General features: G+C 73.1%; 19 protein-coding genes, 1 tRNA gene, 1 pseudogene and 1 riboswitch. Of the genes and pseudogenes, 10 read left to right on the top strand and 11 right to left on the bottom strand.

Annotated elements, in window-relative coordinates; all coding sequences use genetic code 11:
* Positions 1-21: 21 nt before the first annotated feature.
* From ACWDYJ_RS06665 to ACWDYJ_RS06675, 3 genes are read right to left on the bottom strand one after another with little or no spacing between them, the layout of a single operon-like run.
* Positions 22-822, bottom strand: a complete 801-nt coding sequence (locus ACWDYJ_RS06665; RefSeq protein ID WP_451564378.1) for an ABC transporter ATP-binding protein — start codon at positions 820-822, stop codon at positions 22-24.
* A complete protein-coding gene (locus tag ACWDYJ_RS06670; protein ID WP_451564379.1) occupies positions 819-1,859 on the bottom strand; it encodes a FecCD family ABC transporter permease in 1,041 nt (346 codons plus the stop codon). Before ACWDYJ_RS06670 ends, ACWDYJ_RS06665 begins: the two co-directional genes overlap by 4 nt.
* Positions 1,856-2,653: an ABC transporter substrate-binding protein gene (locus ACWDYJ_RS06675; RefSeq protein WP_451564380.1), complete on the bottom strand. Its 798-nt coding sequence runs from the start codon at positions 2,651-2,653 to the stop codon at positions 1,856-1,858. Before ACWDYJ_RS06675 ends, ACWDYJ_RS06670 begins: the two co-directional genes overlap by 4 nt.
* Before the next feature lie 196 nt (positions 2,654-2,849).
* Positions 2,850-3,005, bottom strand: a riboswitch (adenosylcobalamin (AdoCbl) riboswitch).
* Positions 3,006-3,128: 123 nt separating this feature from the next.
* On the opposite strand from ACWDYJ_RS06675, the gene ACWDYJ_RS06680 reads away from it, so the two are divergent.
* Positions 3,129-3,794: a class I SAM-dependent methyltransferase gene (locus ACWDYJ_RS06680; protein WP_451564381.1), complete on the top strand. Its 666-nt coding sequence runs from the start codon at positions 3,129-3,131 to the stop codon at positions 3,792-3,794.
* A 32-nt stretch (positions 3,795-3,826) separates the two neighbouring features.
* Here the strand turns inward: ACWDYJ_RS06680 and ACWDYJ_RS06685 are convergent.
* Positions 3,827-3,900: transfer RNA gene (locus tag ACWDYJ_RS06685), tRNA-Trp, on the bottom strand.
* Positions 3,901-3,964: 64 nt separating this feature from the next.
* Positions 3,965-5,584, bottom strand: coding sequence for a DUF2207 domain-containing protein (locus tag ACWDYJ_RS06690; RefSeq protein ID WP_451564382.1), 1,620 nt, complete (start codon positions 5,582-5,584; stop codon positions 3,965-3,967).
* Between the two features lie 281 nt (positions 5,585-5,865).
* Between ACWDYJ_RS06690 and ACWDYJ_RS06695 the strand changes: the two genes are divergently transcribed.
* Positions 5,866-7,515, top strand: coding sequence for a GMC oxidoreductase (locus ACWDYJ_RS06695; RefSeq protein WP_451564383.1), 1,650 nt, complete (start codon positions 5,866-5,868; stop codon positions 7,513-7,515).
* A 46-nt stretch (positions 7,516-7,561) separates the two neighbouring features.
* On the opposite strand, the gene ACWDYJ_RS06700 is transcribed toward ACWDYJ_RS06695, so the two are convergent.
* Together ACWDYJ_RS06700 and ACWDYJ_RS06705 are read right to left on the bottom strand one after the other, a co-directional pair.
* On the bottom strand, positions 7,562-8,041 hold the full coding sequence (locus ACWDYJ_RS06700; protein WP_451564384.1) for a carboxymuconolactone decarboxylase family protein: 480 nt from the start codon (positions 8,039-8,041) through the stop codon (positions 7,562-7,564).
* A gap of 110 nt (positions 8,042-8,151) precedes the next feature.
* A pseudogene (locus tag ACWDYJ_RS06705) lies at positions 8,152-9,216 on the bottom strand (NAD(P)H-dependent amine dehydrogenase family protein); the annotation flags it as partial.
* Between the two features lie 208 nt (positions 9,217-9,424).
* Here ACWDYJ_RS06705 and ACWDYJ_RS06710 point away from each other — a divergent pair.
* The 3 genes from ACWDYJ_RS06710 to ACWDYJ_RS06720 all read left to right on the top strand — a co-directional run bounded on the left by ACWDYJ_RS06710 (position 9,425) and on the right by ACWDYJ_RS06720 (position 12,910).
* Entirely contained in the window at positions 9,425-10,759 is a 1,335-nt protein-coding gene (locus ACWDYJ_RS06710; RefSeq protein WP_451564385.1) for a glycoside hydrolase family 18 protein, read from the top strand.
* Between the two features lie 85 nt (positions 10,760-10,844).
* Positions 10,845-12,026 carry a serpin family protein gene (locus ACWDYJ_RS06715; protein WP_451564386.1) on the top strand — a complete coding sequence of 394 codons (1,182 nt, stop codon included), beginning with the start codon at positions 10,845-10,847 and terminating at the stop codon, positions 12,024-12,026.
* Positions 12,026-12,910 (top strand): aldo/keto reductase, encoded by an 885-nt coding sequence (locus ACWDYJ_RS06720; protein WP_451564387.1) that lies wholly within the window; start codon positions 12,026-12,028, stop codon positions 12,908-12,910. Before ACWDYJ_RS06715 ends, ACWDYJ_RS06720 begins: the two co-directional genes overlap by 1 nt.
* Positions 12,911-12,932: 22 nt before the next feature.
* Here the strand turns inward: ACWDYJ_RS06720 and ACWDYJ_RS06725 are convergent, their stop codons facing one another.
* Both ACWDYJ_RS06725 and ACWDYJ_RS06730 read right to left on the bottom strand, forming a co-directional pair.
* Entirely contained in the window at positions 12,933-13,607 is a 675-nt protein-coding gene (locus ACWDYJ_RS06725) for a carbohydrate kinase family protein (protein WP_451564388.1), read from the bottom strand.
* Positions 13,608-13,609: 2 nt separating this feature from the next.
* On the bottom strand, positions 13,610-14,290 hold the full coding sequence (locus ACWDYJ_RS06730) for a bifunctional 4-hydroxy-2-oxoglutarate aldolase/2-dehydro-3-deoxy-phosphogluconate aldolase (RefSeq protein ID WP_451564389.1): 681 nt from the start codon (positions 14,288-14,290) through the stop codon (positions 13,610-13,612).
* A gap of 87 nt (positions 14,291-14,377) precedes the next feature.
* On the opposite strand from ACWDYJ_RS06730, the gene ACWDYJ_RS06735 reads away from it, so the two are divergent.
* From ACWDYJ_RS06735 to melC2, 5 genes are all read left to right on the top strand, one after another.
* The gene (locus tag ACWDYJ_RS06735) at positions 14,378-15,187 is read left to right on the top strand and encodes an IclR family transcriptional regulator (protein WP_451564390.1); all 810 of its coding nucleotides are present in this window, start codon (positions 14,378-14,380) and stop codon (positions 15,185-15,187) included.
* Positions 15,188-15,317: 130 nt separating this feature from the next.
* Positions 15,318-17,132 (top strand): sigma-70 family RNA polymerase sigma factor, encoded by a 1,815-nt coding sequence (locus tag ACWDYJ_RS06740; protein WP_451564391.1) that lies wholly within the window; start codon positions 15,318-15,320, stop codon positions 17,130-17,132.
* A gap of 375 nt (positions 17,133-17,507) precedes the next feature.
* Positions 17,508-17,816 (top strand): helicase associated domain-containing protein, encoded by a 309-nt coding sequence (locus tag ACWDYJ_RS06745; RefSeq protein WP_451564392.1) that lies wholly within the window; start codon positions 17,508-17,510, stop codon positions 17,814-17,816.
* Positions 17,817-18,054: 238 nt separating this feature from the next.
* Entirely contained in the window at positions 18,055-18,444 is a 390-nt protein-coding gene (gene melC1 / locus ACWDYJ_RS06750; RefSeq protein ID WP_451564393.1) for an apotyrosinase chaperone MelC1, read from the top strand.
* The gene (gene melC2, locus ACWDYJ_RS06755) at positions 18,441-19,292 is read left to right on the top strand and encodes a tyrosinase MelC2 (RefSeq protein ID WP_451564394.1); all 852 of its coding nucleotides are present in this window, start codon (positions 18,441-18,443) and stop codon (positions 19,290-19,292) included. The genes melC1 and melC2 overlap by 4 nt, the downstream gene beginning before the upstream one ends.
* On the opposite strand, the gene ACWDYJ_RS06760 is transcribed toward melC2, so the two are convergent.
* On the bottom strand, positions 19,244-19,954 hold the full coding sequence (locus ACWDYJ_RS06760) for a response regulator (RefSeq protein WP_451564395.1): 711 nt from the start codon (positions 19,952-19,954) through the stop codon (positions 19,244-19,246). The genes melC2 and ACWDYJ_RS06760 overlap by 49 nt on opposite strands.
* Positions 19,951-21,621 carry a sensor histidine kinase gene (locus tag ACWDYJ_RS06765; RefSeq protein WP_451564396.1) on the bottom strand — a complete coding sequence of 557 codons (1,671 nt, stop codon included), beginning with the start codon at positions 21,619-21,621 and terminating at the stop codon, positions 19,951-19,953. Before ACWDYJ_RS06765 ends, ACWDYJ_RS06760 begins: the two co-directional genes overlap by 4 nt.
* Positions 21,622-21,645: the final 24 nt, after the last annotated feature.

Raw genomic sequence — 21,645 nt, forward strand, 5'->3', positions numbered from 1 at the left:
CGGTTCGCCGCCCTCACGGCGTCACCGCACCGCACCGGACCGGCCCGCCGGGAGGTAGACGATGTTCGGGACTCCCGTGGTCGGGTGGACCCCGATGTGGGCGCGTACCCCGTAGACCTCGGCCAGCAGTTCCTCGGTGAGCACCTCGCCTGGCGGCCCCGCCGCGACGACCCGCCCGCCCGACAGGACGTAGAGCCGGTCGCAGAAGGAGGCGGCGAGGTTGAGGTCGTGCAGGACGAGCAGACTGGTGGCGGCCAGCCCGCGCACCAGGCCCAGAATCTCCAACTGGTAGCGGATGTCGAGGTGGTTGGTCGGCTCGTCGAGGGCGAGCAGGCCGGGCTCCTGGACGAGGGCGCGGGCGACCAGGGCACGCTGGCGTTCGCCGCCGGAGAGCTCGTCGAAGCGGCGCGCGGCGAAGGCGGCCGCGCCGACGGTCTGCAGGGCTTCGCGGACGCGTCGGGCGTCGTCCGCGCTGTCTTGTTCCCAGAACCGCTTGTGCGGGCTGCGGCCCATGGCGACGACCTCGCGGACGGTCAGCCCGAAGGTGCCTGCCGCGTCCTGCGGGACGACCGCCACACGCCGGGCGCGGGCCTTCACGCCCAGCGTGCCCGCGTCCGTCCCGTCGAGCAGCACCCGTCCGGCAGCGGGCCGCAGGGTGCCGTAGAGGCAGCGCAGCAGCGTGGTCTTGCCGCTGCCGTTCGGCCCGACCACACCGACCGTCTCGCCGGACCGGGCGGTGAGGTCGACTCCGTGCAGCAGCGTGTGCCCGTCGACCTCATAACGCACTCCCTCGACGGTGAGTTCCACCGGACTCCCCGTCATCCGCCCACCCCCTCAGTACGGCCGGACCTGCGCAGCATCCACAGGAAGAAGGGGCCTCCGACCAGTGCGGTGACCACGCCGACCGGTATCTCCTCGGGTGCGGCGGCCGTACGGGCGACCAGGTCGGCCAGCGTCAGGAACACGGCCCCGCCCAGCGCGGCCACCGGGAGCAGCGCCCGGTGACCGGCGCCCACCACCATCCGGGCGGCGTGCGGAATCATCAGCCCGACGAAGCCGATCGCCCCGCTGTACGCCACCAGCACCCCGATCACGAGGGAGGTGAGGACGAAGACGGCGGCCCGGAACCGCCCGGTGTCCAGGCCGAGGGTGTGCGCGCCCTCCTCCCCCGCGAGCAGCAGGTCGAGCGGCCGGGCGAGGGTGACGAGCAGGCCGGTGCCGGCGAGCAGGGCGGTGGCCGGCAGGGCGAGTTCGTTCCAGCGGGCCCCGCCCAGCCCGCCCAGCGTCCAGAACAGCACGGAGCGGATCTGGTCGGGGTGCGCGGAGAGCACGAGCACCAGACTGGTGAGCGCGGACAGGATGTACTGGACGGCGACTCCGGCCAGGATCAGCCGTCCGGTGGTCATCGTGCCGCCGCGTCTGGCCATGGCGTAGACGGCGACGAGCGCGGCCATGGACCCGGCGAATGCGGCGAGCGGCACGCCGGCCCCGCCCGCGATCCCGGCGGCCCCGGCTCCGGCCCCCGCGCCGAACACGATGACGAGTACCGCCCCGGCCGACGCACCCGACGAGGCGCCGAGCAGGAACGGATCGGCGAGCTGGTTGCGTACGAGCGCCTGGAGTACGGTGCCCGCGACCGCGAGCCCCGCGCCCACGACCGCCCCGAGCAGCACGCGCGGCATCCGCACGTCCCACACGATGGAGGCGAAGGCGCCCGTGCGCCGGCCGCCGAGCACGATGTCGAGCACCTGGCCGGGGGCGATCCGTACGGGCCCCAGCGCGAGGCCCGCCACCGCCGACACGACGAGCGCGGCGCCGAGGAGGACGAGAACGGCCGCGGTACGGCCGCGCCGCCTCACGCGGCGTCGGGGTGCAGCTGGCGGCCCAGGGACTCGACGGCGTCGGCGACGCGCACGCCGAGGACGGCCGAGGACAGCGGGAGGACGACGAACCGCTGGTTCTTGACGGCGGGAACCTGCGACAGGGCCGGGTCGTTCAACAGACGCTGCTTCTTGGCCTCGACGGTGGTGCCGCCGTAGTCGTAGATGAGGACGACCTCGGGCTTGCGCTCGATGACCTTCTCCCACGACACGTCACCGAAGGTGTCCTTGAGGTCGGCGAACACGTTCGTCCCCCCGGCGAGGGAGACGATCTCGTTGCCGATGCCGTTGCCGCCGGAGGTGAAGGCGGAGGCCTCGCCCGAGTCGTAGACGAAGACGGCCGGCTTCGCCTTGTCCTTCACCCGCGCGGTGACGGCGTCGATGTGGCGCTGCTCCTCCTGGATGAGGGCGGCGCCGCGCTCGGGTACGCCGAAGGTCCGGGCGACCTCGCTGATCTCGGTCTTCAGCTGTTCGAGCCCGACCGGGCCAGGGGTGCAGTACTCCACGCTCAGCCGGGAGTTGATGCCGGAGGTGGCCAGCCCCTCGCGGTCGCGGCCCTGCGACATGTCGAAGGCGCTGGCGTAACCGCCGTAGACGAAATCGGGGTTGGCGCCGAGGAGGATCTCCTTCGAGGGGTACTCCTCGGCCAGCACCTTGATCTTGTCGTATGCGGGCCGGTAGGCGGGCAGGACCGAGTCGTCGAGGTAGGCCGTGCCGGCCATCCGGTCCTGGAGTCCGAGGGCGAGCAGGATCTCGGTGGCGTGCTGGTTCATCGTGACGGCACGCTCGGGCGGGGTCTGGTAGGTGGTGCTGACCCCGCAGTTGGTGACGGTGTACGGAAACCCTGGCGCGGCTCCGGGGCGCGCGGCGGGCCGGTCGGCGCCGGTGGAACCGCCGCACGTGGCGAGCGGTATCAGGAGCGCGACGGGGATGAGTGAGCGCAGGGCGGCGCGGGAACGCGACTTGGCGAAGCCTCTCCGGGGGATCCTCGTCCCCGGTCGAAGTGCAGAGGCGGTGCGTCAGTGTCTGACTCCCGGCATCCCGCGGGCGGAATACCGGTCACAGTGGCGGGACCGCACCGGATTCACACCGGTTTCCTGTCCTGCACCGCCTGGATGACCCGGCCAGTCTGCCAGACGGGCGCCGTGCACTCCGGGGCCGGGGATTGCGGCACACTCCTCAGCACGTCGGCGTCCACGCCGACTGCGCGCGAGCGGCGGAACAGACGACGGAATCGGGTGGTCGGCCATGGCGGACGACAGCAAGGAGCTGGGCGAGGCTCAACGGGCCCATTGGCAGAGGACCTACCGCGCCCACCCCGGCATGTACGGCGAGCAGCCCTCGGCCCCCGCGGTCCACGCCGCCGCCGTCTTCCGCAGGACCGGAGCGGCCGACGTCCTGGAGTTGGGCGCGGGGCACGGCCGGGACGCCCTGTACCTCGCACGGGAGGGTTTCACCGTGCGGGCCACGGACTTCAGCCCGCTCGGCCTGGAACAGCTGACCGACGCCGCCCGGGAGCAGGGCCTCGCCGGACGGGTGACCACCGCCGTGCACGACGTACGTGAGCCCTTGCCGCTGCCGGACGCCTCCGTGGACGGGGTGTTCGCGCACATGCTGCTGTGCATGGCCCTGTCGACGCAGGAGATCCACGCGGCGGTCGGCGAGGTCCGCCGCGTCCTGCGCCCGGGAGGCACCTTCGTCTACACCGTCCGTCACACGGGCGACGCGCACTACGGAGCGGGTACCGCCCACGGCGACGACATCTTCGAGCACGGCGGATTCGCCGTGCACTTCTTCCCCCGCGAACTGGTCGACTCACTCGCCGACGGCTGGAACCTGGACGAGGTCCACGCCTTCGAGGAAGGGGACCTCCCCCGGCGCCTGTGGCGCGTCACGCAGACCCGGCCCGTCTGACATCAGCCCCGTACCGGCGGCCGAATCCGTTGCAGGGGCGGCAGGAGTCGAACCTGCGACCTACGGTTTTGGAGACCGTTGCTCTGACCAGCTGAGCTACACCCCTTCGATGAGACCAACCATCGCATGACGGAGCCTGAAGATCCACACATTTCGTGGAGCCCGCCCGGTCACCAGGAACCGCCGCCACCGCCGCCACCGCCTTCGCCGCCGGAGTCGACGGAGTCGCCGGAGGACAGGGGCGCTCCCGAGACCGCCGTGGCGGCGATCAGGCCCACGGCCAGCACCGGGCCGTAAGGGGTAGCGGGGGCTGGGGGTTCGGTCGTCGACGCGGTGACCACCCGCTGCCAGGCGGCCAGTTCGCCCAGGGCCACCGCCCAGGCGGTGTACAGCGCCGTAGCGTCGGTGGGGTGCGGGTCGGCCATGAAGCGCCGAAACGATTCCGCCTGACCCCACAACGCCGCGCCGCGGGCCGTGCGGCCCTGGAGTTCCCAGGCGCGCAGCCACAGGGCGAGACCGGCGCCCGCGACCACGGCGCCCGCGACGACGATCGGCCACCCTTCCCAGCCGGTCCAGCCGCCGAGCGGACTGTGAGCGGTCGCGACGACCAGGCCCAGGACCGCCGCGGCGATGCCGATCCGCCGCGCTGTGCGGGAGCGGCGCTCGCCGGCCGGGTCCCACAGGCCGCTGGTGCGCTGCCAGTCGGCCAGCTGGTCGCCGAGGGTGTGCCAGGCCGTCCTGAAGCGCTGGTCGTCGGCGCCGAGGTCGAACTCCCCCCGGCCGGCGAACATCTCACCGAGCACGGTCTCGGTGGCCGGATCGGTGTGCTCGTCCCGGCGGGTCGTGCGCCGCACGGTCGGATACCGCTCTTCGCCGAAGATGCGGACATGGCCGTCGATGGCGGCGCCGAGGAGCCAGGCCACCTGGTGCCGGGGCTCGACCCGTTCGGCGAGCAGGATGCCGCCCTGCGCCGGGCTCAATCCCTCCGGAGGAACGGCTCTCGGCGTGAGCGCGTCCGCGCGCCGGTCGCGGCCGGCGAGGCGCAGCAGCCGCGCCGTCACCAGGGCGCCGGCCAGGGCGGTTGCCGCCGCCAGCAGGGCCGACCGGAGCGGGTTCATGAGCGCGTCGCCGTCAGGCATCCCCGTGGGCGGCGCCGGCGGGGCAGCCGCCCCACCGACGGATCCCGTCACGGCGCCGGAGCTGTGCAGCGTGACGCCCCCGCCCGCCCCGAGCCCGTCGAGCGCGACGACGAGATGGCCCGGCTCGGGCTCTACGGCCGTGCAGCTCTGCCGGGAGCCGGTCACGCCCTGCACGCAGCGCGTACCGGTGAGGTCGTACGGGGCCACGACGTGAATCCGGATGTCGTCGAGGTCGACCTTCCATCCGGCGCCGACCGCGTTCCAGTTGAGCTTGCCGTCACGGGCGATGTCCTGGAGCGTGTACTCGAGGCGGTAGCGGCGCAGACCTGTGTTCGCGCGCTCGGGATCGCCCATGGTGATGCGCGTCTGCGACGTGTCGCCGCGTGTCAGTTCGTGCGTGACCGGGACCCCGTCCTCGGTGGTGCTGATGTCGGCCTTCCGTGAGTCGAAGGCGAGGTCCGGGATGTCGCGGTAGATGCCGTGCCGGGAGGACGCGCCGTACCCGAAGTCGTAGTCGATGACCTCGGTGATGCGGGCACTGCCGTCCTCGGCGATCTCGGCGCTCACCCACAAGCCGCTGACCCGCTCGGTGTTCCCGACCAGCCCGCCGAGCCCCACGGCGAGGGCCAGCGGCAGCACGGCCAAGGCCATCCGGATCAGGCCGTCGCGCCGACGCCGCCGCGCCGACGTCCAGCGCCTCGCTCCCGACCTCCCGGTTCCTGTCGCTGTTCCTGCTCGCGCTCCTGCTCCGCTGGCAGCACTCAAGACGATCCGCCCCCGCTCACCCCGTGAAGACCGGCAGCGTATCCCGGGCCCGGACCGCGGGCGGGCCGGGGTGGAAATCGCCAAAAGATACCCCGGCGTATCTAGTGACTTAACAGGAAGGCGACAGTAGAACTTGTTCTCACTCCATCGAGAGTGAGGAACGTCACATGAGTGACAAAATCCTGTACAGCAAGGTCCCCAACGGAATCTCACGCCGTCGGTTCATCGCTGGAACTGGTTCTATTCTCGGAGCCATGGCCCTGGCGGTCAACACCACCCCCGCCCAGGCTGCCGCCGCCCCGGCGAGCGGCCCGATCGGATCCGGAGCCCGAGTCCCGGTCCTCGTCATCGGCACCGGGTACGGCGGCTCCGTCGCCGCGCTGCGGCTCGCCCAGGCGGGTGTGGACGTGCACATGATCGAGATGGGCATGGCCTGGGACACCCCCGGCAGCGACGGCAAGATCTTCGCCCACACCACCAAGCCGGACTACCGCTCCTACTGGCTGCGCACCAGGACCAAGGCGCCGCTCAGCAACTTCCTCGGCTTCCCGATCGACAAGGACGTCCCCCTGCACACGGGCATCCTGGACGCCGAGGAGATGGGCGGGATCACCGTCTACCAGGGCCGCGGGGTCGGCGGTGGTTCGCTCGTCAACGGCGGCATGGCCGTGACGCCCAAGCGGCACAACTTCAGCGCGGTCCTGCCGACGGTGAACGCCGACGAGATGTACGACACCTACTACCCGCGCGCCAACGCCGGGCTCGGGGTGGGCCTCATCGACCCGAACTGGTTCGACACGGTGAACTGCTACCAGTACGCCCGCGTCGGTCGCAAGCACGCCCAGCGCTCCGGTTTCCCCTTCGTCTTCGTACCCGACGTGTACGACTGGGACTACATGAAGCAGGAGGTGGCCGGCACCGTCCCGAAGTCCGCGGTGGACGGCGAGATCCTCTACGGCAACAACGCCGGCAAGAAGTCGCTCCAGCAGACGTACATCGCCGCCGCTCGGGCGACCGGCAGGGTCACCATCTCCCCTCTGCACAAGGTCACCCGCGTCTCCCCCTCGGGCGCCGGCGGCTACACCGTCGTCATCGAGCAGCTGAACACCACCGGCGGCACGGTCGCCACCAAGACCGTCACCGCGGACAGGGTGTTCTTCGCGGCCGGCAGCGTCGGCACCAGCAAGCTGCTGGTCAGGATGAAGGCCACCGGGGCGCTGGCGAACCTCAACGACGAGATCGGCAAGGGCTGGGGCGACAACGGCAACGTCATGTGCGGCCGCGCCAACCACATGTGGGACGCGACCGGCAAGGTGCAGTCCGCCATTCCCTGCGGCGGCATCGACAACTGGGACGCGGGCGGCGCCTTCGCCGAAGTGGCCCCGCTGCCCACGGGAATCGAGACGTACGCCTCCTTCTACCTCTCGATCACCAGGAATCCCCACCGCGCCGAGTTCTCCTGGAACGGCGCGTCCGGCACGGTCGGCCTGAACTGGCAGACCGCCTGGAAGCAGCCGTCGATCGACATGGCGAAGACCATCTTCGACAAGATCAACTCGAAGGAGGGGACGATCTACCGCACCGACCTCTTCGGCACCAACAAGATCTGGGGCGACCACCTCACCTACCACCCGCTCGGCGGCGCGGTGCTGGACAAGGCCACCGACAACTACGGGCGCCTGCACGGGCATCCCGGTCTGTACGTGATCGACGGAGCGCTGATCCCCGGCAACACCAGCGTCAATCCGTTCGTCACCATCACGGCGCTCGCGGAGCGGAACATCGAGAAGATCATCGCCACGGACCTCGGGCGCTGATCCGATCCCGGGGCCGGCCGGACCCGCCGGCCGGCCCCGTACCGTCTCAACTGCCCGGCAGCACGCAGACGCTGTCGAGGCCCAGCACATGATTGAGGCGTCCGAAGGCGAGCCAGGAGCCGATGCTCATGCTCAGCTCGACGATCTCCAACTGGCTGTAGTGCGCGGTCATCCGCTCCCAGAACTCCTCGTCGAGGTTGTGGTGGTCCAGGGCGTAGCGCTCCGCGTACTCGGCGGCCAGCCGCGTGCGGTCGTCGAAGGCCTTGGTGGTGCGCCAGTCGGTCACCGCGTCGGCGAACTCCTCCTCGACCTTCTCCCCGTCCCGGTCGGTCCGCCAGTCGAGGCAGAAGACACACCCGTTGATCTGCGCGATGCGCAGCCGCGCGGCCTCGAACTCGCGCAGGCCCAGGGTGGTGTGGGCGTAGACGGACAGGGAGAAGTTGGCGGCGGCCATCCCGATGCCGGGGACCATGTCGCCCCACACGTACTCGATCGGGTGCTGACCTTCCGGGATGTCGATGTTCACGGCTGCTTCCTTCCGGGTGTGCCGAACGTGCCGGGTGTGCCGAGCTTGCCGGGTGTGCCGGGCTTGCCGGGTGTACTGAGCCTTCCGGGTGTGCCGAGCCTTCCGGGTGTGCCGAGCCTGCCGACCGCGGGACGCAGCGGGACGTCGAGCGCGTCGTAGAGTCCGGGCTCCGCCTCCACCAGCCAGTCGATGGCGCCCACCAGCCGCCCGACGGCGGTGGCGTTCCCGCCCGCCGAGCGGTTCTCGCCCTCGTCGGTGGCCTCGATGGTGACCTCGATGCGCGGACGGCCTTCGATGATCACCCGGTGCGCCCCGGCCCCGTCGGGCGGTGTGGGCCAGTCGGGCGCGCAGGACGGGTGGATGCGGGTGACGTGTTCGATGACGATGCGAGCTTCGCCCCCGACGATGCCCTGCACCTCGAAGCGGATGGCGCCCTGGGTGCCGACGTCGAACTCGCCCATGGTCCGGGTGGTCACCGTGGTGGCGAGTGCGCGGCGCTCCGAGGTCTCGCGGATCTCGTCGAGTTCGACGCCGAGGGCGCGGGCCATCATCCGGATCTGCCCGCCCCACACCATGGAGGGGACCGAGGCCATGAGCATCATCGGCTCGTAGTCCATCGGATGGCCCATGCCGATCAGGTGGCGGACCGAGTCCTGCTGGTCGTACGTGGAGTAGTCGAAGATCTCCTGGCAGCGGATCACGTCCACGGTGGTGCCGAGCCCGCTGAGCAGCAGCGGGAGTACGTCGTTGCCCCAGCCGGGGTCGACGCCGGAGGCGAAGAGCGAGCCGCCGCCGGCCGCGACCGCCGCCAGTACCGGGTCGCGGAACTCCGGCGGGGCGCCCCGGTGGTCGTAGAGCGGGTACAGGGCGGGGCTGACGACGGCCGCCCCGGCCGCGATGGCCCGTGTGATGTCGGCGAGGGCGTCGTCGGGGCGGATGTCACCGGAGGCCGCGTACACGACGGCGGCCGGCCGGGCGGCGAGTACCGCCTCGATGTCGTCGGTCGCCGCTACGCCCAATAGATCGGGAAGTCCGGCGAGTTCACCGGCGTCGCGGCCGACCTTGGCGGGGTTGTGGACGATTACTGCCGTGAGTGTGAGCGCCGGGTGGGCCTCGACGGCGCGGATCGCCGCGCGGCCGACGTTGCCCGTGCCCCAGACCACCGTGGGAATCATGCGCGGAGGGTAGCGACGGGGCGCGGAGGTGCCCAGGGCCGTGGACGATGATTTTCGGTCGGGCGGACGGCCGTGCGGAGGCGGGGGTGGGCGGACTGTGGACGACCCCTTGACCCAGCTGGTCCAGACCAATAGTTTCCGGGGTGCACCGCGCACGCGTTCACGCACGGCTCAGGAGCACCGCTCCCCGTATCCGCAAAGGAAGCCCATGCGCCGCAGCATGACCGGCAGGCTGGCCGTCGCCGCCTGTTCCCTCTCTCTGCTGACCGCCTTCGCGCCCGCCGCCGCCGGGGCGCAGGACGAGGCGGACGGCCACGGCCGTTCGTACAAGAAGGTCGGGTACTTCACCCAATGGGGCGTCTACGGACGGGACTTCCAGGTCCAGGACCTCGACGCGAACGGCACCGCCGGGAAGCTCACCCACATCAACTACGCCTTCGGCAACGTCAGCGCGGACGGCAAGTGCTTCACCGGGAACGTACCCGGCGAGGCCGACGCGTGGGCCGACTACGCGCGCCCGCTGGACGCGGCGAACTCCGTGGACGGCGTGGCGGATACGGCGGAGCAGCCCCTCGCCGGCAACTTCAACCAGCTGGGGGAGCTCAAGGCCAAGCACCCCGGCCTCAAAGTACTGATCTCACTGGGTGGTTGGAGCTGGTCCACCCACTTCTCGGACGCCTCCCTCACCCCCGCCTCCCGCAAGGCGTTCGTGGAGTCCTGCATCGACCTCTACATCAAGGGCAACCTGCCGCAGGACGGCGCCCGGGGTGGCGCGGGCGTGGCCGCCGGGGTCTTCGACGGCATCGACCTCGACTGGGAGTGGCCGGGCTCGGCCGGTGACACGGACACGAGGTTCCGTCCCGAGGACAAGGCCAACTTCACCGAGCTGGTCAAGGAGTTCCGTACCCAGCTCGACGCGTACGGGAGCGGCCGGCAGCGGAAGTACGAGCTGACGGCCTTCGTCCCGACCGCCCCCGCCAAGATCGACGCGGGCTTCGACGTCCGCCGGATCATGCGCGACCTCGACTTCGTCACCCTCCAGGGCTACGACTTCCACGTGTCCGGGGAGCAGACCACCGCCCAGCAGTCCGCGCTGTACGCCCGGGGCGACTTCAGCGTGGACGGCACGGTGGACGCCTGGCGCCTGCGCGGGGCGCCCGCGCACAAGCTGGTGATGGGCATGCCGTTCTACGGGCAGGGCTGGACCGGGGTCAGCGGCGGCGGGGACGGCATGGGGCAGCCGGCGACCGGCCCGGCGCCGGCCACCTGGTCGGCCGGGTACGAGGACTACAAGGTGCTGAAGAAGCTGGCCGGATCGGGGAGCTACGAGGTTCACCGCGACCGGCGCGGCGGGCACGCCTGGCTGTTCGACGGCACCACCCTGTGGACGTACGACGACCCGCAGGTGCTGCGCGCCAAGACGCGGTACATCCGCGAACAGGGCCTGGGCGGCGCGATGTTCTGGTCCCTGGACGCCGACACCTCCGACGGCGAGCTGACGACCGCCGTCGACCGGGGCCTGCGCGGACCGCGCGGCCACTGACCGGCGCCGCCGGGCCGCGACACCGGCCCGGCCCGGCGGTGCCCCACCGCGTACGACCTACCTTCCCCGGCAATACCCTCCCCGCATGAGGAACTCGACGGTACGGGCGGTCAACCGCCTCACCACACGCTGGGCCGCGGCGCATCCCTCCGAGGACGCCGACACGGTCTTCACCGCGGCCGGGGTCTGGCCGCTGCTCGCCCTCCTCGCCGACGGTGCGGGCGGACCGGCCCGCGCCGAACTGGCGCAGGCCCTGGGCATACCGGCCGACGCGGCGGCCCCGGCCGCGCGGGAGCTGCTGGCCGGGCTGGCCGGCGTACAGGGCCTGCGGACCGCGACGGGGCTGTGGGCCAGGGCGGACCTCGCCCTGGAGGAGCGCTGGCTGGACGTACTCCCGGAGGGGACCCGGGGCACGCTGACGGCCGACGCGGAGGCGGACAAGCGGGGCCTCGACGCGTGGGCCGCCGAACGCACCGGCGGTCTGATCGAGCGGATGCCGGTCACCGTTCACGACAAGACCCGGCTCGTCCTCGCGTCGGCGCTCGCCCTGCGGCTGAGGTGGGCGGAGCCCTTCAGGCCGCGGCCCCTCCCGCTCTCCGAGGGTCCCTGGGCTGGACGCAGGATGGCTGGTCTCTTCCGCGCCACCTCCGAACTTGACCTGGTCAAGGTCACGCTCGGCGCCAGAGGGCCGGTCACCCTCCTGGAGGTGAGGGGCACCGAGGACACCGATGTGCACCTGCTGCTCGGCGCTCCGGGCGCCGGGCCGGGTGACGTGCTGACGACCGGCATCGCGGCGCTGTGCGCGGGGGCTCCCGCCGTGGGTGCCGGCGCCCTCCCGGAGGGGAATCCCGGGCCCGGGCTGACCATCGCCGCCGTGGACTCGTACACGCCCGACCCGCTGCTGCGCATCGACACCGTGGCCTTCTCGCTGCGGGCGGAGCACGATCTGTTGGAGCGGGCCCCGCTGTTCGGGCTGGAGAGCGCGACGTCCGACAGCTTCGGCCACTTCCCGGGCATCAGCGCCGATCCGCTGTCCGTCGACTCCGCCCGCCAGTCGGCGATGGCCGCCTTCGATGCCACGGGATTCGAGGCGGCGGCGGTCACCGCCGTCGCGGCGCGCCCGGGAGCCGCCCCGCGGACCATGAACCACCGCGCGCGCCGGGCCCAGGTCGCCTTCCACCGGCCGTTCGGCTTCCTCGCCCTCGACCGGACCTCCCGCTTGGTGCTCGCCGCCGGGTGGGTCGCGGACCCGGTTACGATCACCTGATGACCTCAGAAACGATCACCGCGACGGCGTCCGGCACCTGGCAGCTCGGCGACCTCACCGTCAACCGCATCGGCTTCGGCTCGATGCGGCTGACGCATATGGCCGACGGCTCCCCCAGCGACCGCGACCGGGTGACCGGCGTCCTGCGGCGCGCCCTGGAGCTCGGGGTCAACCACATCGACACGGCCGCCTTCTACTTCTCCCCACTGCGCTCCGCGAACGAGCTGATCAACCGCGCCCTCGCCCCCTACGCCGACGACCTCGTCATCACCACCAAGGTCGGTCCGGGCCGGGACGCGGCCGGGGAGTGGTACTGGGCGGAGCCCGGCCAGTTGCGCGCGCAGGTGGAGGAGAACCTGCGCCAGCTCGGCCGCGACCACCTCGACGTGGTCAACCTGCGCGTCAAGCGCAAGGAGACCAGCGGATCGATCGCCGAACTCTTCGGCGCGCTCGCCGACCTGCGGACGGCGGGGCTGATCCGGCACCTGGGCATCTCCAACGCCCGGCCCGACCACCTCGCCGAGGCACAGGCGATCGCCCCCGTCGTCTGCGTGCAGAACCCTTACGGAATCGGTTCCCCGGCGCGGGACCACGCCTTCCTCGACGCGTGCGGGGCGCAGGGCGTGGCCTTCGTACCGTTCTTCGCGATCGCGGGCGCGGGCAAGGAGGCCGGGGTGGTCGCCCCCGACGGGCCGGAGGTCGACAAGATCGCCGCGGCGCACGGGATCACGGCCGCCCAGCTGCGCATCGCCTGGACCCTGAACCGCGGCCCGCACGTGCTGGCGATCCCGGGCACCGGCAACCCGCACCACCTGGAGGAGAACATCGTGGCCGCGGCGGTACGCCTCTCCCCGGAGGAGATCGCCCTGCTCTCGGCGGCGTAGCTCACGGCGCGCCGCGCACCGCTCAGCGGGCGGTGGTGCGGCGGTGCGCGGCGGCCAGGGCCGCGGTCTCGGTGAAGGCGGGAACGTGTCCGGTGCCGCCGCGGCCGGACACGGAGAGGGAGGCGGCCGCCATGCCGTAGGCCACGGCGTCGGCGAGGGTGTCGCCCAGGGCGAGCCGGGCGGTGGTGGTGCCGGTGAAGCAGTCTCCGGCGCCTGTGGCGTCGACGGGCGCCGGGTCGACCGGCACCGGGTGGTACGCCGCCCGGTCGCCGTCGTGCAGCAGCAGGCGGCCGGGTCCCGCGGTGACGGCGACGGTACGGGCGCCCAGCGCGCGGTAGCGGGCGGCGGCGGTCGGCGGATCGTCGGTGTCGACCAGGGCGAGCGCGTCGGCCGGGCAGGAGCTCTTGAGCAAGCCGGCCAGCGGGGCGACCCTCGCCAGCAGGACGTGGGAGACGTCCACGCCGAGGTCGGCGGCGCGGCTCAGCAGCGGGGCGCTCAGCTCGTCGTCGCCGACGACGGCGAGGAGGGCGGTACGGGCCCCGGCGGCTGCCGCGGCCGCGGCGGCGTTGAGGGCGTCCCCGGAGTAGGAGATGCGGGCGGCGGTGCCGTCGTCGGCCGTGCGCAGGGCGGTGTCGGCGTGGATCTCGACGAGGACCTCACCGAGGACGAGGACGTCGTAGACCGGGGCGGGCGGCACGGTCAGTGCTCCGACTGACGTGCAGTGTCACAGGCGACAGTGCAAGGTGCAGTCTCACAGTGCGCGCAGCACGGCCCCGCCACCTCTGCGAACACGGCGGCCAGTTCGCCGGGGTCGGCGGGCAGGCCACCGCCGATGCCGACGGCCGTGGCCCCGGCGGCGAGCCAGTCGCGGATCTCGGCCGGGCGGGGCCGGATGCCGCCGGTCGGGATCAGCAGCCCCCCGGGGAGGACTGCCTTGAGGGAGCGGATGAACCCCGGGCCGCCCACGTGGGCGGGAAAGACCTTCGCCGCGCCGGCGTACCGGACGGCGGCGGCGATCTCGCCCGGCGTGAACCCGCCCTCGATGAACACCGCGTCGCGCCGCCCGGCGACCTCGCGGACTTCGGGGGCCGGGTAGGGGGAGATCAGGAAGGCCGCGCCCGCGTCGAGGGCTTCCTCGGCCTGCGCGGTCGTCGTGACGGTGCCCACGCCGATCAGGGCCGGGCGGCCCCGCGCGTCGGTGAGCGGCGCGGTGCGGACGACGGCTCCGGCCCAGCCGGGTGTGGAGGTGGTCAGCTCCACGGCCCGGCAGCCGGCGGCGAGCAGGGCGGCCGTGTGGCGGACGGCCTCGTCGGCGCCGGTGTCGCGCAGCACCGGCAGCAGGCGTTGGGCGGCTATCACCGCGTACGGATGACAGGACACAGAACCCTCCCCTGTGTTCCACGTAGTGGAACGACGTACTGTGTACCGGGACTTCGTGTTCAGACCTTACACAGCAGGGGAGTTGACGTGTCAACGGCGCAAGAAGGACAGGAAGGGCAGGAAGGACAGGGCGAAGGAGGACGAGGGGGCCGCGGCCGGACCTCGCTGGCCGGATCGGCGCTGGAGAAGTCCCTGCGGATCCTGGAGGCGGTGGCGGCGCCCGGCGGGCCGCACCGGCTGACCGACGTCATGGCGGCGGCCGCCGTGCCCAAGTCGAGCACCTTCCGCATCCTCGCCGCGCTGATCGAACAGGGCTTCGTACGCTCCGAGGGCGAGAGCCGCTACGGGGTGGGCCCGCGGCTGCGCGCACTGTCCGCCCTGGTCAGCGGCGGGGAGCCGACGAGCGTCCAGCAGGTCCTGGACGAGCTGCGGCAGGCGACCGGCCAGACGGTGCACCTGGCTCTGCACAGCGGACAGTCGATCACTTACATCCGCAAGCTGGAGAGTGCCCAGCCCTTCCGCACGGCGTCGCGGATCGGCATGCGCATGCCGCTGCACACCACGGCGATCGGCAAGAGCGTCCTCGCCCATCTGCCGCAGGAGGAGGTACGCGAACTGCTGGCCGCCGGGCTCCCGCGCCGCACACCGAGGAGCCTGACCACCCACGCCGAGCTGAGCGCGGAGCTGGCGGCGGTCCGCGCGCGCGGATACGCCCTGGACGACGAGGAGAACGAGCCCGCGATCCGCTGCGTCGGCGCGGCCGTCCTCGGCGCCGACGGCCGCCCGGTCGGCGGCGTCTCCGTCACCACCGTCACCTTCCTGGTCTCCCGCGATGAGCTCGAGTCGTACGCGCCCGCCCTGCTCAGGGCCACGAACGCGCTGTCTCCGCTGCTGTGAGAACGGCACCGCGCGGCCCTCTCCCGGGTGGCGCCGGAAACTTCTCCCGGATAAGTGTTATCGGGACCCCTCTCGACGGTCTCCCAGTTATTGGGCATCATCGACCGCCGGTACGGACAGGGACTTTCACATGAGTACACAGCACACGGCAGCTCTGGTGGCAGCGGCCCGCGCGGGCGATCCCCGCGCGCAGGACGAGCTCGTCAGCGCCCACCTGCCGCTCGTCTACAACATCGTCGGCCGGGCCCTGAACGGGTCCTGCGACGTGGACGACGTCGTGCAGGACACCATGCTGCGGGCGCTCGACGGGCTGGGGGGCCTGCGCGCGGACGAGAGCTTCCGGTCCTGGCTGGTCGCGATCACGATGAACCGGGTGCGCGCGCACTGGCAGGCCCGCAGCAACGGGCTGGGCGAGAGCGGGCTGGAGGCGGCCGGGGACGTCGCCGACCCCGGCGCCGACTTCGCCGACCTGACCGTCGTACGGCTCCACCTGGCGGGCCAGCGCCGCGAGACGGCCCGGGCCACGCGCTGGCTGGAGCCGGACGACCGGGCGCTGCTGTCGCTGTGGTGGCTGGAGTGCGCGGGGGAGCTGACCCGGGCCGAGATGGCCGCCGCGCTGGAACTCTCGCCCCAGCACACGGCGGTCAGGGTGCAGCGGATGAAGGCGCAGCTGGAGGCGGCCCGGGTGGTGGAGCGGGCGTTGGAGGCACAGGCGCCGTGCGAGGGGCTGCGGGCGATGGCGGCCGACTGGGACGGGCGGCCGTCGGCGCTGTGGCGCAAGCGAATAGCCCGGCACGCCCGTGAGTGCCTGCGCTGCTCGGGGTTGTGGAACGGGCTGGTCCCGGCGGAGGGACTGCTGGCCGGGCTGGCCCTCGTCCCGGTCACGGCGGCGCTGCTGGCGGGCATACGGTCGGCCGTGGCCGCCGGCCACGGCCCGGCGGGCGCGGCCTTCGGGAACGCGGCCTTCGGGAACGCGGCCTTCGGGAACGCGGCCTTCGGGAACGCGGCCTCGGGAGAAGCGGCCTTCAAGAACGAGGCCTTCGCCGACGCGGCGACCCAGCTCTCGCCGGTGGTGTCCGGGCCCGGCCGGGCGGCCCGCAGGCGCGCGGGCGACGGGGACGACGCGGACGGCGCGGGCGGCGCGGGCACCGGCGGTGACGGCGGGTCCGCCGAGGTGGCCGGCGGTCGCGGGGTGCTGCGCAGGCGGCGTCAGAACCGGCGCCGGGCGATCGGCGGCGCGGTGATCGCCGCGTGCGTCGCGGGCGGCGGCCTGGTCTACCTGGGCTCGCTGCGCGGTGGCCCGGACGCTACCGAGGCGGGCGGCGGCGCGTCGGCGTCCCCGCTGGCCGCGCTCGCGGCGCCCGCCTCCGCCTCGGCCGTCTCCTCCGGGTCCGCCTCTCCGTCCCCCTCGGGTTCCGCCTCCACCTCCCCCTCGCCGTCGGCTTCCGCTTCGGTCTCCCCCTCGCCGTCACCGTCCGCCGGTACGGCTTCGGCCCCGGCTCCGGTCAAGAGCAGCCCGCCTCCTTCGCGCTCCTCCGCGCCGGCTCCCGCCCCCGCCCCCCAGGGCTCGGCGGGACAGGTCGTGGCGCTCGTGAACAAGGAGCGCGCGGCGGCCGGATGCGGTCCCCTCAGGGAGGACGCGCAGCTGCGCGAGGCGGCCCAGGGGCATTCGGCGGACATGGCGCAGCGGGGCTTCTTCTCGCACACCAGTCCCGACGGCACCGACCCGGGGGCGCGGACGACGGCCGCCGGGTACCGCTGGTCGACGTACGGGGAGAACATCGCCAAGGGACAGCAGACCCCGCAGCAGGTGATGGAGTCGTGGATGAAGAGCCCGGGGCACCGCGCCAACATACTCAACTGCGCGTTCAAGGACATCGGCGTGGGCATCCAGCCGGGTGCCGGCGGCCCTTGGTGGACCCAGAACTTCGGCGCCCGCATGTGACCCAGGCTGCTGCCGACCATTTCGACGTGGCCTTCGAGGAGGGGCTCGTGGCGGACCGCGCCTGGGCGGCGGAGCACGGGCACTGCTGCCTCCGGTGGACGCCACCTGGCACGCGGCGCCGTGGCGGTGTGGGTCGAGAACAACCGGGCCGCCGCCCGCCGTCCGCCGTCCGGGGCCAGGGGCTTGTCTCAGGAGCGCCGGAAGGCGCTGGAGGAGATCGACCCGTCCTGGCGCCCGGCCTGGGGCATCGGCCGGCAGCGGGTCTTCCACCTGACGCGGGCGCACCTGGACGCGGGCGGGGGGGATCGCGCTCGGCCCGGACGAGGTGCTGGCGCAGGCCGAGGACTGGGACTGTGGGCGGGCCCAGCGCCTGGGGTGGGACCGGTTGGCCGGGGCCCGGCGCCGGCTGCTGGAGCACGCCTGACCCCGGCGGCCGGGGCGGAGCGTCCCCCGCCGCGCCGCGGCCACGCCGCGGCCCGGGCCGAGCACGTGGAGGCGGCCCGGCGGTTCCCTGCCCGCGAACGGCGTCTACGGGTCCCCCGTACGCAGGTGGAGCCGGTCGGCGGCCGGGAGGTGCGGCTCGGCGCGTGGATCGCCCACCAGCGCTCCCGGGCGGCGTCCCCCGCCCCGGAGCGGGTGGCCGCCCTGACGGCGCTCGGCATGCGCTCGTCGGCGTCCGGCTGATCCGCGCCGCCGGCCAGTGGTGCGCCTTCCGGCCGACTCCGCGGTGTGATCCCCTCCACACCCACCCGCCACCGCCGCAGAAATTACTGACGAGTAGGGTTTTCGGAGAAGATCTTCCGGCCCCACTCACCCAGACCGGTCTGGACGGGAAGATCGTTTCATTCGTTGCATGCGAAACTTGTCCGCCGATGTCCGGATAGCGGCCAACTGCCCCCACTGGCCTGGTAGTTCTTCCGTCATGAACAAGATCACCCGCCGGCAGGCCCTGGGGACCACCGCCGGCGCCCTCACCGCCCTCGGCCTGGCCGGCGCCACCGCGCACGCCGCCGCCACCGACTCACGCGCCGCGATACCCGCCGGCACCGTCGACGAGGTGTACAAGGGCCGACGCATCCAGATCACCCCGTCCACCGCGGGCGGCGGTGGGCACCACGGCGGCCACCACTCCGCCGGCCTGCCCACCGTCCGCATAGACGGCCGCGAACTGCACGTCATGCGCAACGCCGACGGCACCTGGATCAGCGTGATCAACCACTACGAGACCTACGCCGACCCGACCTCCCTGGCCCGCGCCGCCGTGCGCGAGCTCCAGGGCGCCGCACTCGTCCCCTTCGGAGGTGCGGCATGACCGTACGCAAGAACCAGGCCTCGCTCAGCCCCGACGAGAAGCGCGCCTTCACGGCCGCCCTGCTGGAGCTCAAGCGCACCGGCCGCTACGACCGCTTCGTGACCACCCACAACGGGTTCATCATGAGCGACACCGACTCCGGCGAGCGGGTCGGCCACCGCTCCCCCTCCTTTCTCCCCTGGCACCGGCGCTTTCTCCTGGAGTTCGAGGCGGCGCTTCAGTCGGTGGATCCGGGCGTTGCGCTCCCCTACTGGGACTGGACGACGGACCGCACCGCCCGTTCCTCCCTCTGGGCCGCCGACTTCCTCGGCGGCACCGGCCGGGCCCGCGACGGGCAGGTCCTCGACGGGCCCTTCGCGCACCCGGGAGGCAAGTGGGACGTGACCGTACGGGTGGACGGGCGCGCCTACCTGCGGCGCGCGCTGGGCACGGGCGTAGCCCAGCTGCCGACCAGGGCAGAGGTGGACGCCGTACTCGCCATGCCGGAGTACGACGCGGCCCCCTGGAACAGCTCCTCCGGCGGCTTCCGCAACCACCTGGAGGGCTGGCGCGGCGCCAACCTGCACAACCGGGTCCACGTCTGGGTCGGCGGCCAGATGGCCACCGGGGTGTCCCCCAACGACCCGGTGTTCTGGATGCACCACGCCTTCGTGGACAAGCTGTGGGCCGACTGGCAGGCCCGGCACCCGCGTTCGACGTACCTGCCGGCGGCCGGCACCAAGGACGTCGTGGACCTGCGCGACACGATGCGGCCGTGGAACGACGTGACCCCGGCCGACATGCTGGACCACCGGAAGTTCTACACCTTCGACACGGAGCCGGCCGCTGCCGCCGCCAGCCAGCGGTAGTGCAGCTCGGGGCGGCCGACCTGGCCGTACCGGGGCGTGCGGTCCGCGCGGCCGGTGTCGACCAGGTACTCCAGGTAGCGGCGGGCGGTGATCCGCGAGATCCCGGCCGCCTCGGCCGCCCCGGCGGCGGTCAGCCCCTCGGGCGCCGCCCGCAGCAGCGCCGCGACCCGGTCGAGGGTCGGGGCGCTGAGCCCTTTGGGCAGCTCCGCCGGACCGGGCGCGCGCAGGGAGGCGAGCGCACGGTCCACGTCGTCCTGACCGGCCGCCTCGCCCGCCGTCGCGCGGAACTCGGCGTAGCGCAGCAGGCGTTCGCGCAGGGTCGGGAAGGCGAAGGGCTTCAGTACGTACTGCACGACGCCCAGTGAGACGCTCTCGCGGACCACGGCCAGGTCCCGCGCCGAGGTCACCGCGATCACGTCGACGGGATGCCCGGCGGCCCGCAGTCCGCGCGCGAAGCGCAGCCCGTGACCGTCGGGGAGGGTGAGGTCGAGCAGCAGCAGGTCGATCCGCGTCCGCTCCAGCACGCGGGTGGCCTCGGCGAGCGAGTGGACTGCTGCGACGGCGGTGAAACCGGGCACGCGGCCGACGTAGAGCGCGTGCGCGGCCGCGGCGACGGGGTCGTCCTCGACCACCAGCACCCGTACCTCGGGCGGCGCGCTCATGCCGGCCCTCCCGCGGAGGGCTGACGCGGTCCTTGAACGACGCGGGCACCCGGATCGTCCGCCGCTTCCGCGGAACCCGACGGCATCCGCAGCCGTACGGTGAACCGCGCGCCCCCGTCCGGCCCTTGGGCGGCGTCCACCCGGCCGCCGTGCCGGTGGGCCACCTGCCGGACCAGCGCGAGGCCCAGGCCGCGCCCCTCCCCCTTGCCGGACCAACCGCGCCGGAAGACGTCCACTCCCTCGGGCAGCCCCGGTCCGTTGTCCTCGACGCGCAGCAGCAGCCCCTGCACCGCGTCCCGGCGCACGGTGACCGCTATGCGACCGCCCGGGACGCCCGTGAGCGCGTCGACAGCGTTGTCGACGAGGTTGCCGAGGAGGGTGACGAGGTCGCGGGCGGGCAGGACCCCCGGTCCCGTGTCGATCGCGCCGCTGTCCGGGGTCACGACCAGCTCGATGCCCCGCTCGTGCGCCCGCGCGGCCTTGCCGAGCAGCAGGGCGACCAGGACCGGCTCGCCCACGGCGGTGACCACCTCGTCGGTCAGGGCCTGGGCCAGCTCCAACTCGGCGGTGGCGAACTCCACCGCTTCGTCCGCGCGGCCCAGCTCGATGAGGGAGACCACGGTGTGCAGCCGGTTGGCCGCCTCGTGCGCCTGCGCGCGCAGGGCCTGGGTGAAACCGCGCTCGTGGTCCAATTCACCGGTCAGCGCCTGGAGTTCGGTGTGGTCGCGCAGGGTGACGACGGTGCCGCGGCGCCCGCCGCCCGCGACGGGAGAGCTGTTGACGACGAGCACCCGCTCGGCCGTGAGGTGCACCTCGTCGACCCGGGGCCGGTCGGCGAGCAGGGCTCCGGTGAGCGGGGCGGGCAGCCCGAGGTCGGCGACGCCGGTGCCGGTGATCTCGCCGCGCAGTCCGAGCAGCTCGCGGCCCGCGTCGTTGACGAGGGTGATCCTGCGGTGGCCGTCGAGCATCAGCAGCCCCTCCCGGACCCCGTGCAGGGCCGCCTGGTGGTAGTCGTACATCCGGCTGAGCTCGGCGGCGTTCATGCCGTGGGTGTGGCGGCGCAGCCGGGCGTTGGCCACGTAGGTCCCCGCGCCGCCGAGGGCGAGGGCGCCGGCCGCCACCCAGGCGAGGGCGGAGAGCTGCGCCGCCAGCCGGTCGCTGATCGCGCGGACGGTGATCCCGGCGCTGACCATGCCCACGACCCGGCCCGCTTCGTCCGTCAGCGGGGTGACCACGCGGATGGAGGGGCCGAGGGTGCCGGTGTAGGTCTCGCTGAAGGTCTCGCCGCGCAGCGCGGGGCCGGTGTTGCCGAGGAAGGGCTCGCCGATGCGCCGCGGGTCGGGGTGGGTCCAGCGCCGCCCGTCCGGGGCCATGATCGTCACGAAGTCCACGCCCGAGTCGGCCCGCACCCGCTCCGCGTAGGGCTGGAGCGCCGCCGAGGGGTCGCTGCCGCGCGCGCCGGCCCGTACGGCCTCGGCCACGGACGGCGAGTCGGCGACGGCCCGCGCCACCGCCCCGGCCTGCCGCCGGGCGGAGTCCTCGGCCTGGCCGCGGGCGGTCGCGTACGCGAAGACGGCGCAGCCGGCGACGACGAGCGCGACCAGCAGGACCTGCATGGCGAACAGCTGGCCAGCGAGACTGCGGGGCGCTCGGGGAAAGCGGAACATGACGCTCAGTGTGCACCCGGCCGT

The sequence above is a fragment of the Streptomyces sp. NPDC003042 genome, from assembly GCF_053591315.1.

What these genes read in the sequence shown, in the direction of transcription:
- ACWDYJ_RS06665 (WP_451564378.1), bottom strand. Translation starts at nt 822, where the DNA reads ATGACGGGGAGTCCGGTGGAACTCACCGTCGAGGGAGTGCGTTATGAG.
- ACWDYJ_RS06675 (WP_451564380.1), bottom strand. Translation starts at nt 2,653, where the DNA reads ATGAACCAGCACGCCACCGAGATCCTGCTCGCCCTCGGACTCCAGGAC.
- ACWDYJ_RS06680 (WP_451564381.1), top strand. Translation starts at nt 3,129, where the DNA reads ATGGCGGACGACAGCAAGGAGCTGGGCGAGGCTCAACGGGCCCATTGG.
- ACWDYJ_RS06690 (WP_451564382.1), bottom strand. Translation starts at nt 5,584, where the DNA reads ATGGCCTTGGCCGTGCTGCCGCTGGCCCTCGCCGTGGGGCTCGGCGGG.
- ACWDYJ_RS06695 (WP_451564383.1), top strand. Translation starts at nt 5,866, where the DNA reads ATGAGTGACAAAATCCTGTACAGCAAGGTCCCCAACGGAATCTCACGC.
- ACWDYJ_RS06710 (WP_451564385.1), top strand. Translation starts at nt 9,425, where the DNA reads ATGCGCCGCAGCATGACCGGCAGGCTGGCCGTCGCCGCCTGTTCCCTC.
- ACWDYJ_RS06715 (WP_451564386.1), top strand. Translation starts at nt 10,845, where the DNA reads ATGAGGAACTCGACGGTACGGGCGGTCAACCGCCTCACCACACGCTGG.
- ACWDYJ_RS06720 (WP_451564387.1), top strand. Translation starts at nt 12,026, where the DNA reads ATGACCTCAGAAACGATCACCGCGACGGCGTCCGGCACCTGGCAGCTC.
- ACWDYJ_RS06740 (WP_451564391.1), top strand. Translation starts at nt 15,318, where the DNA reads ATGAGTACACAGCACACGGCAGCTCTGGTGGCAGCGGCCCGCGCGGGC.
- melC1 (WP_451564393.1), top strand. Translation starts at nt 18,055, where the DNA reads ATGAACAAGATCACCCGCCGGCAGGCCCTGGGGACCACCGCCGGCGCC.
- melC2 (WP_451564394.1), top strand. Translation starts at nt 18,441, where the DNA reads ATGACCGTACGCAAGAACCAGGCCTCGCTCAGCCCCGACGAGAAGCGC.
- ACWDYJ_RS06760 (WP_451564395.1), bottom strand. Translation starts at nt 19,954, where the DNA reads ATGAGCGCGCCGCCCGAGGTACGGGTGCTGGTGGTCGAGGACGACCCC.
- ACWDYJ_RS06765 (WP_451564396.1), bottom strand. Translation starts at nt 21,621, where the DNA reads ATGTTCCGCTTTCCCCGAGCGCCCCGCAGTCTCGCTGGCCAGCTGTTC.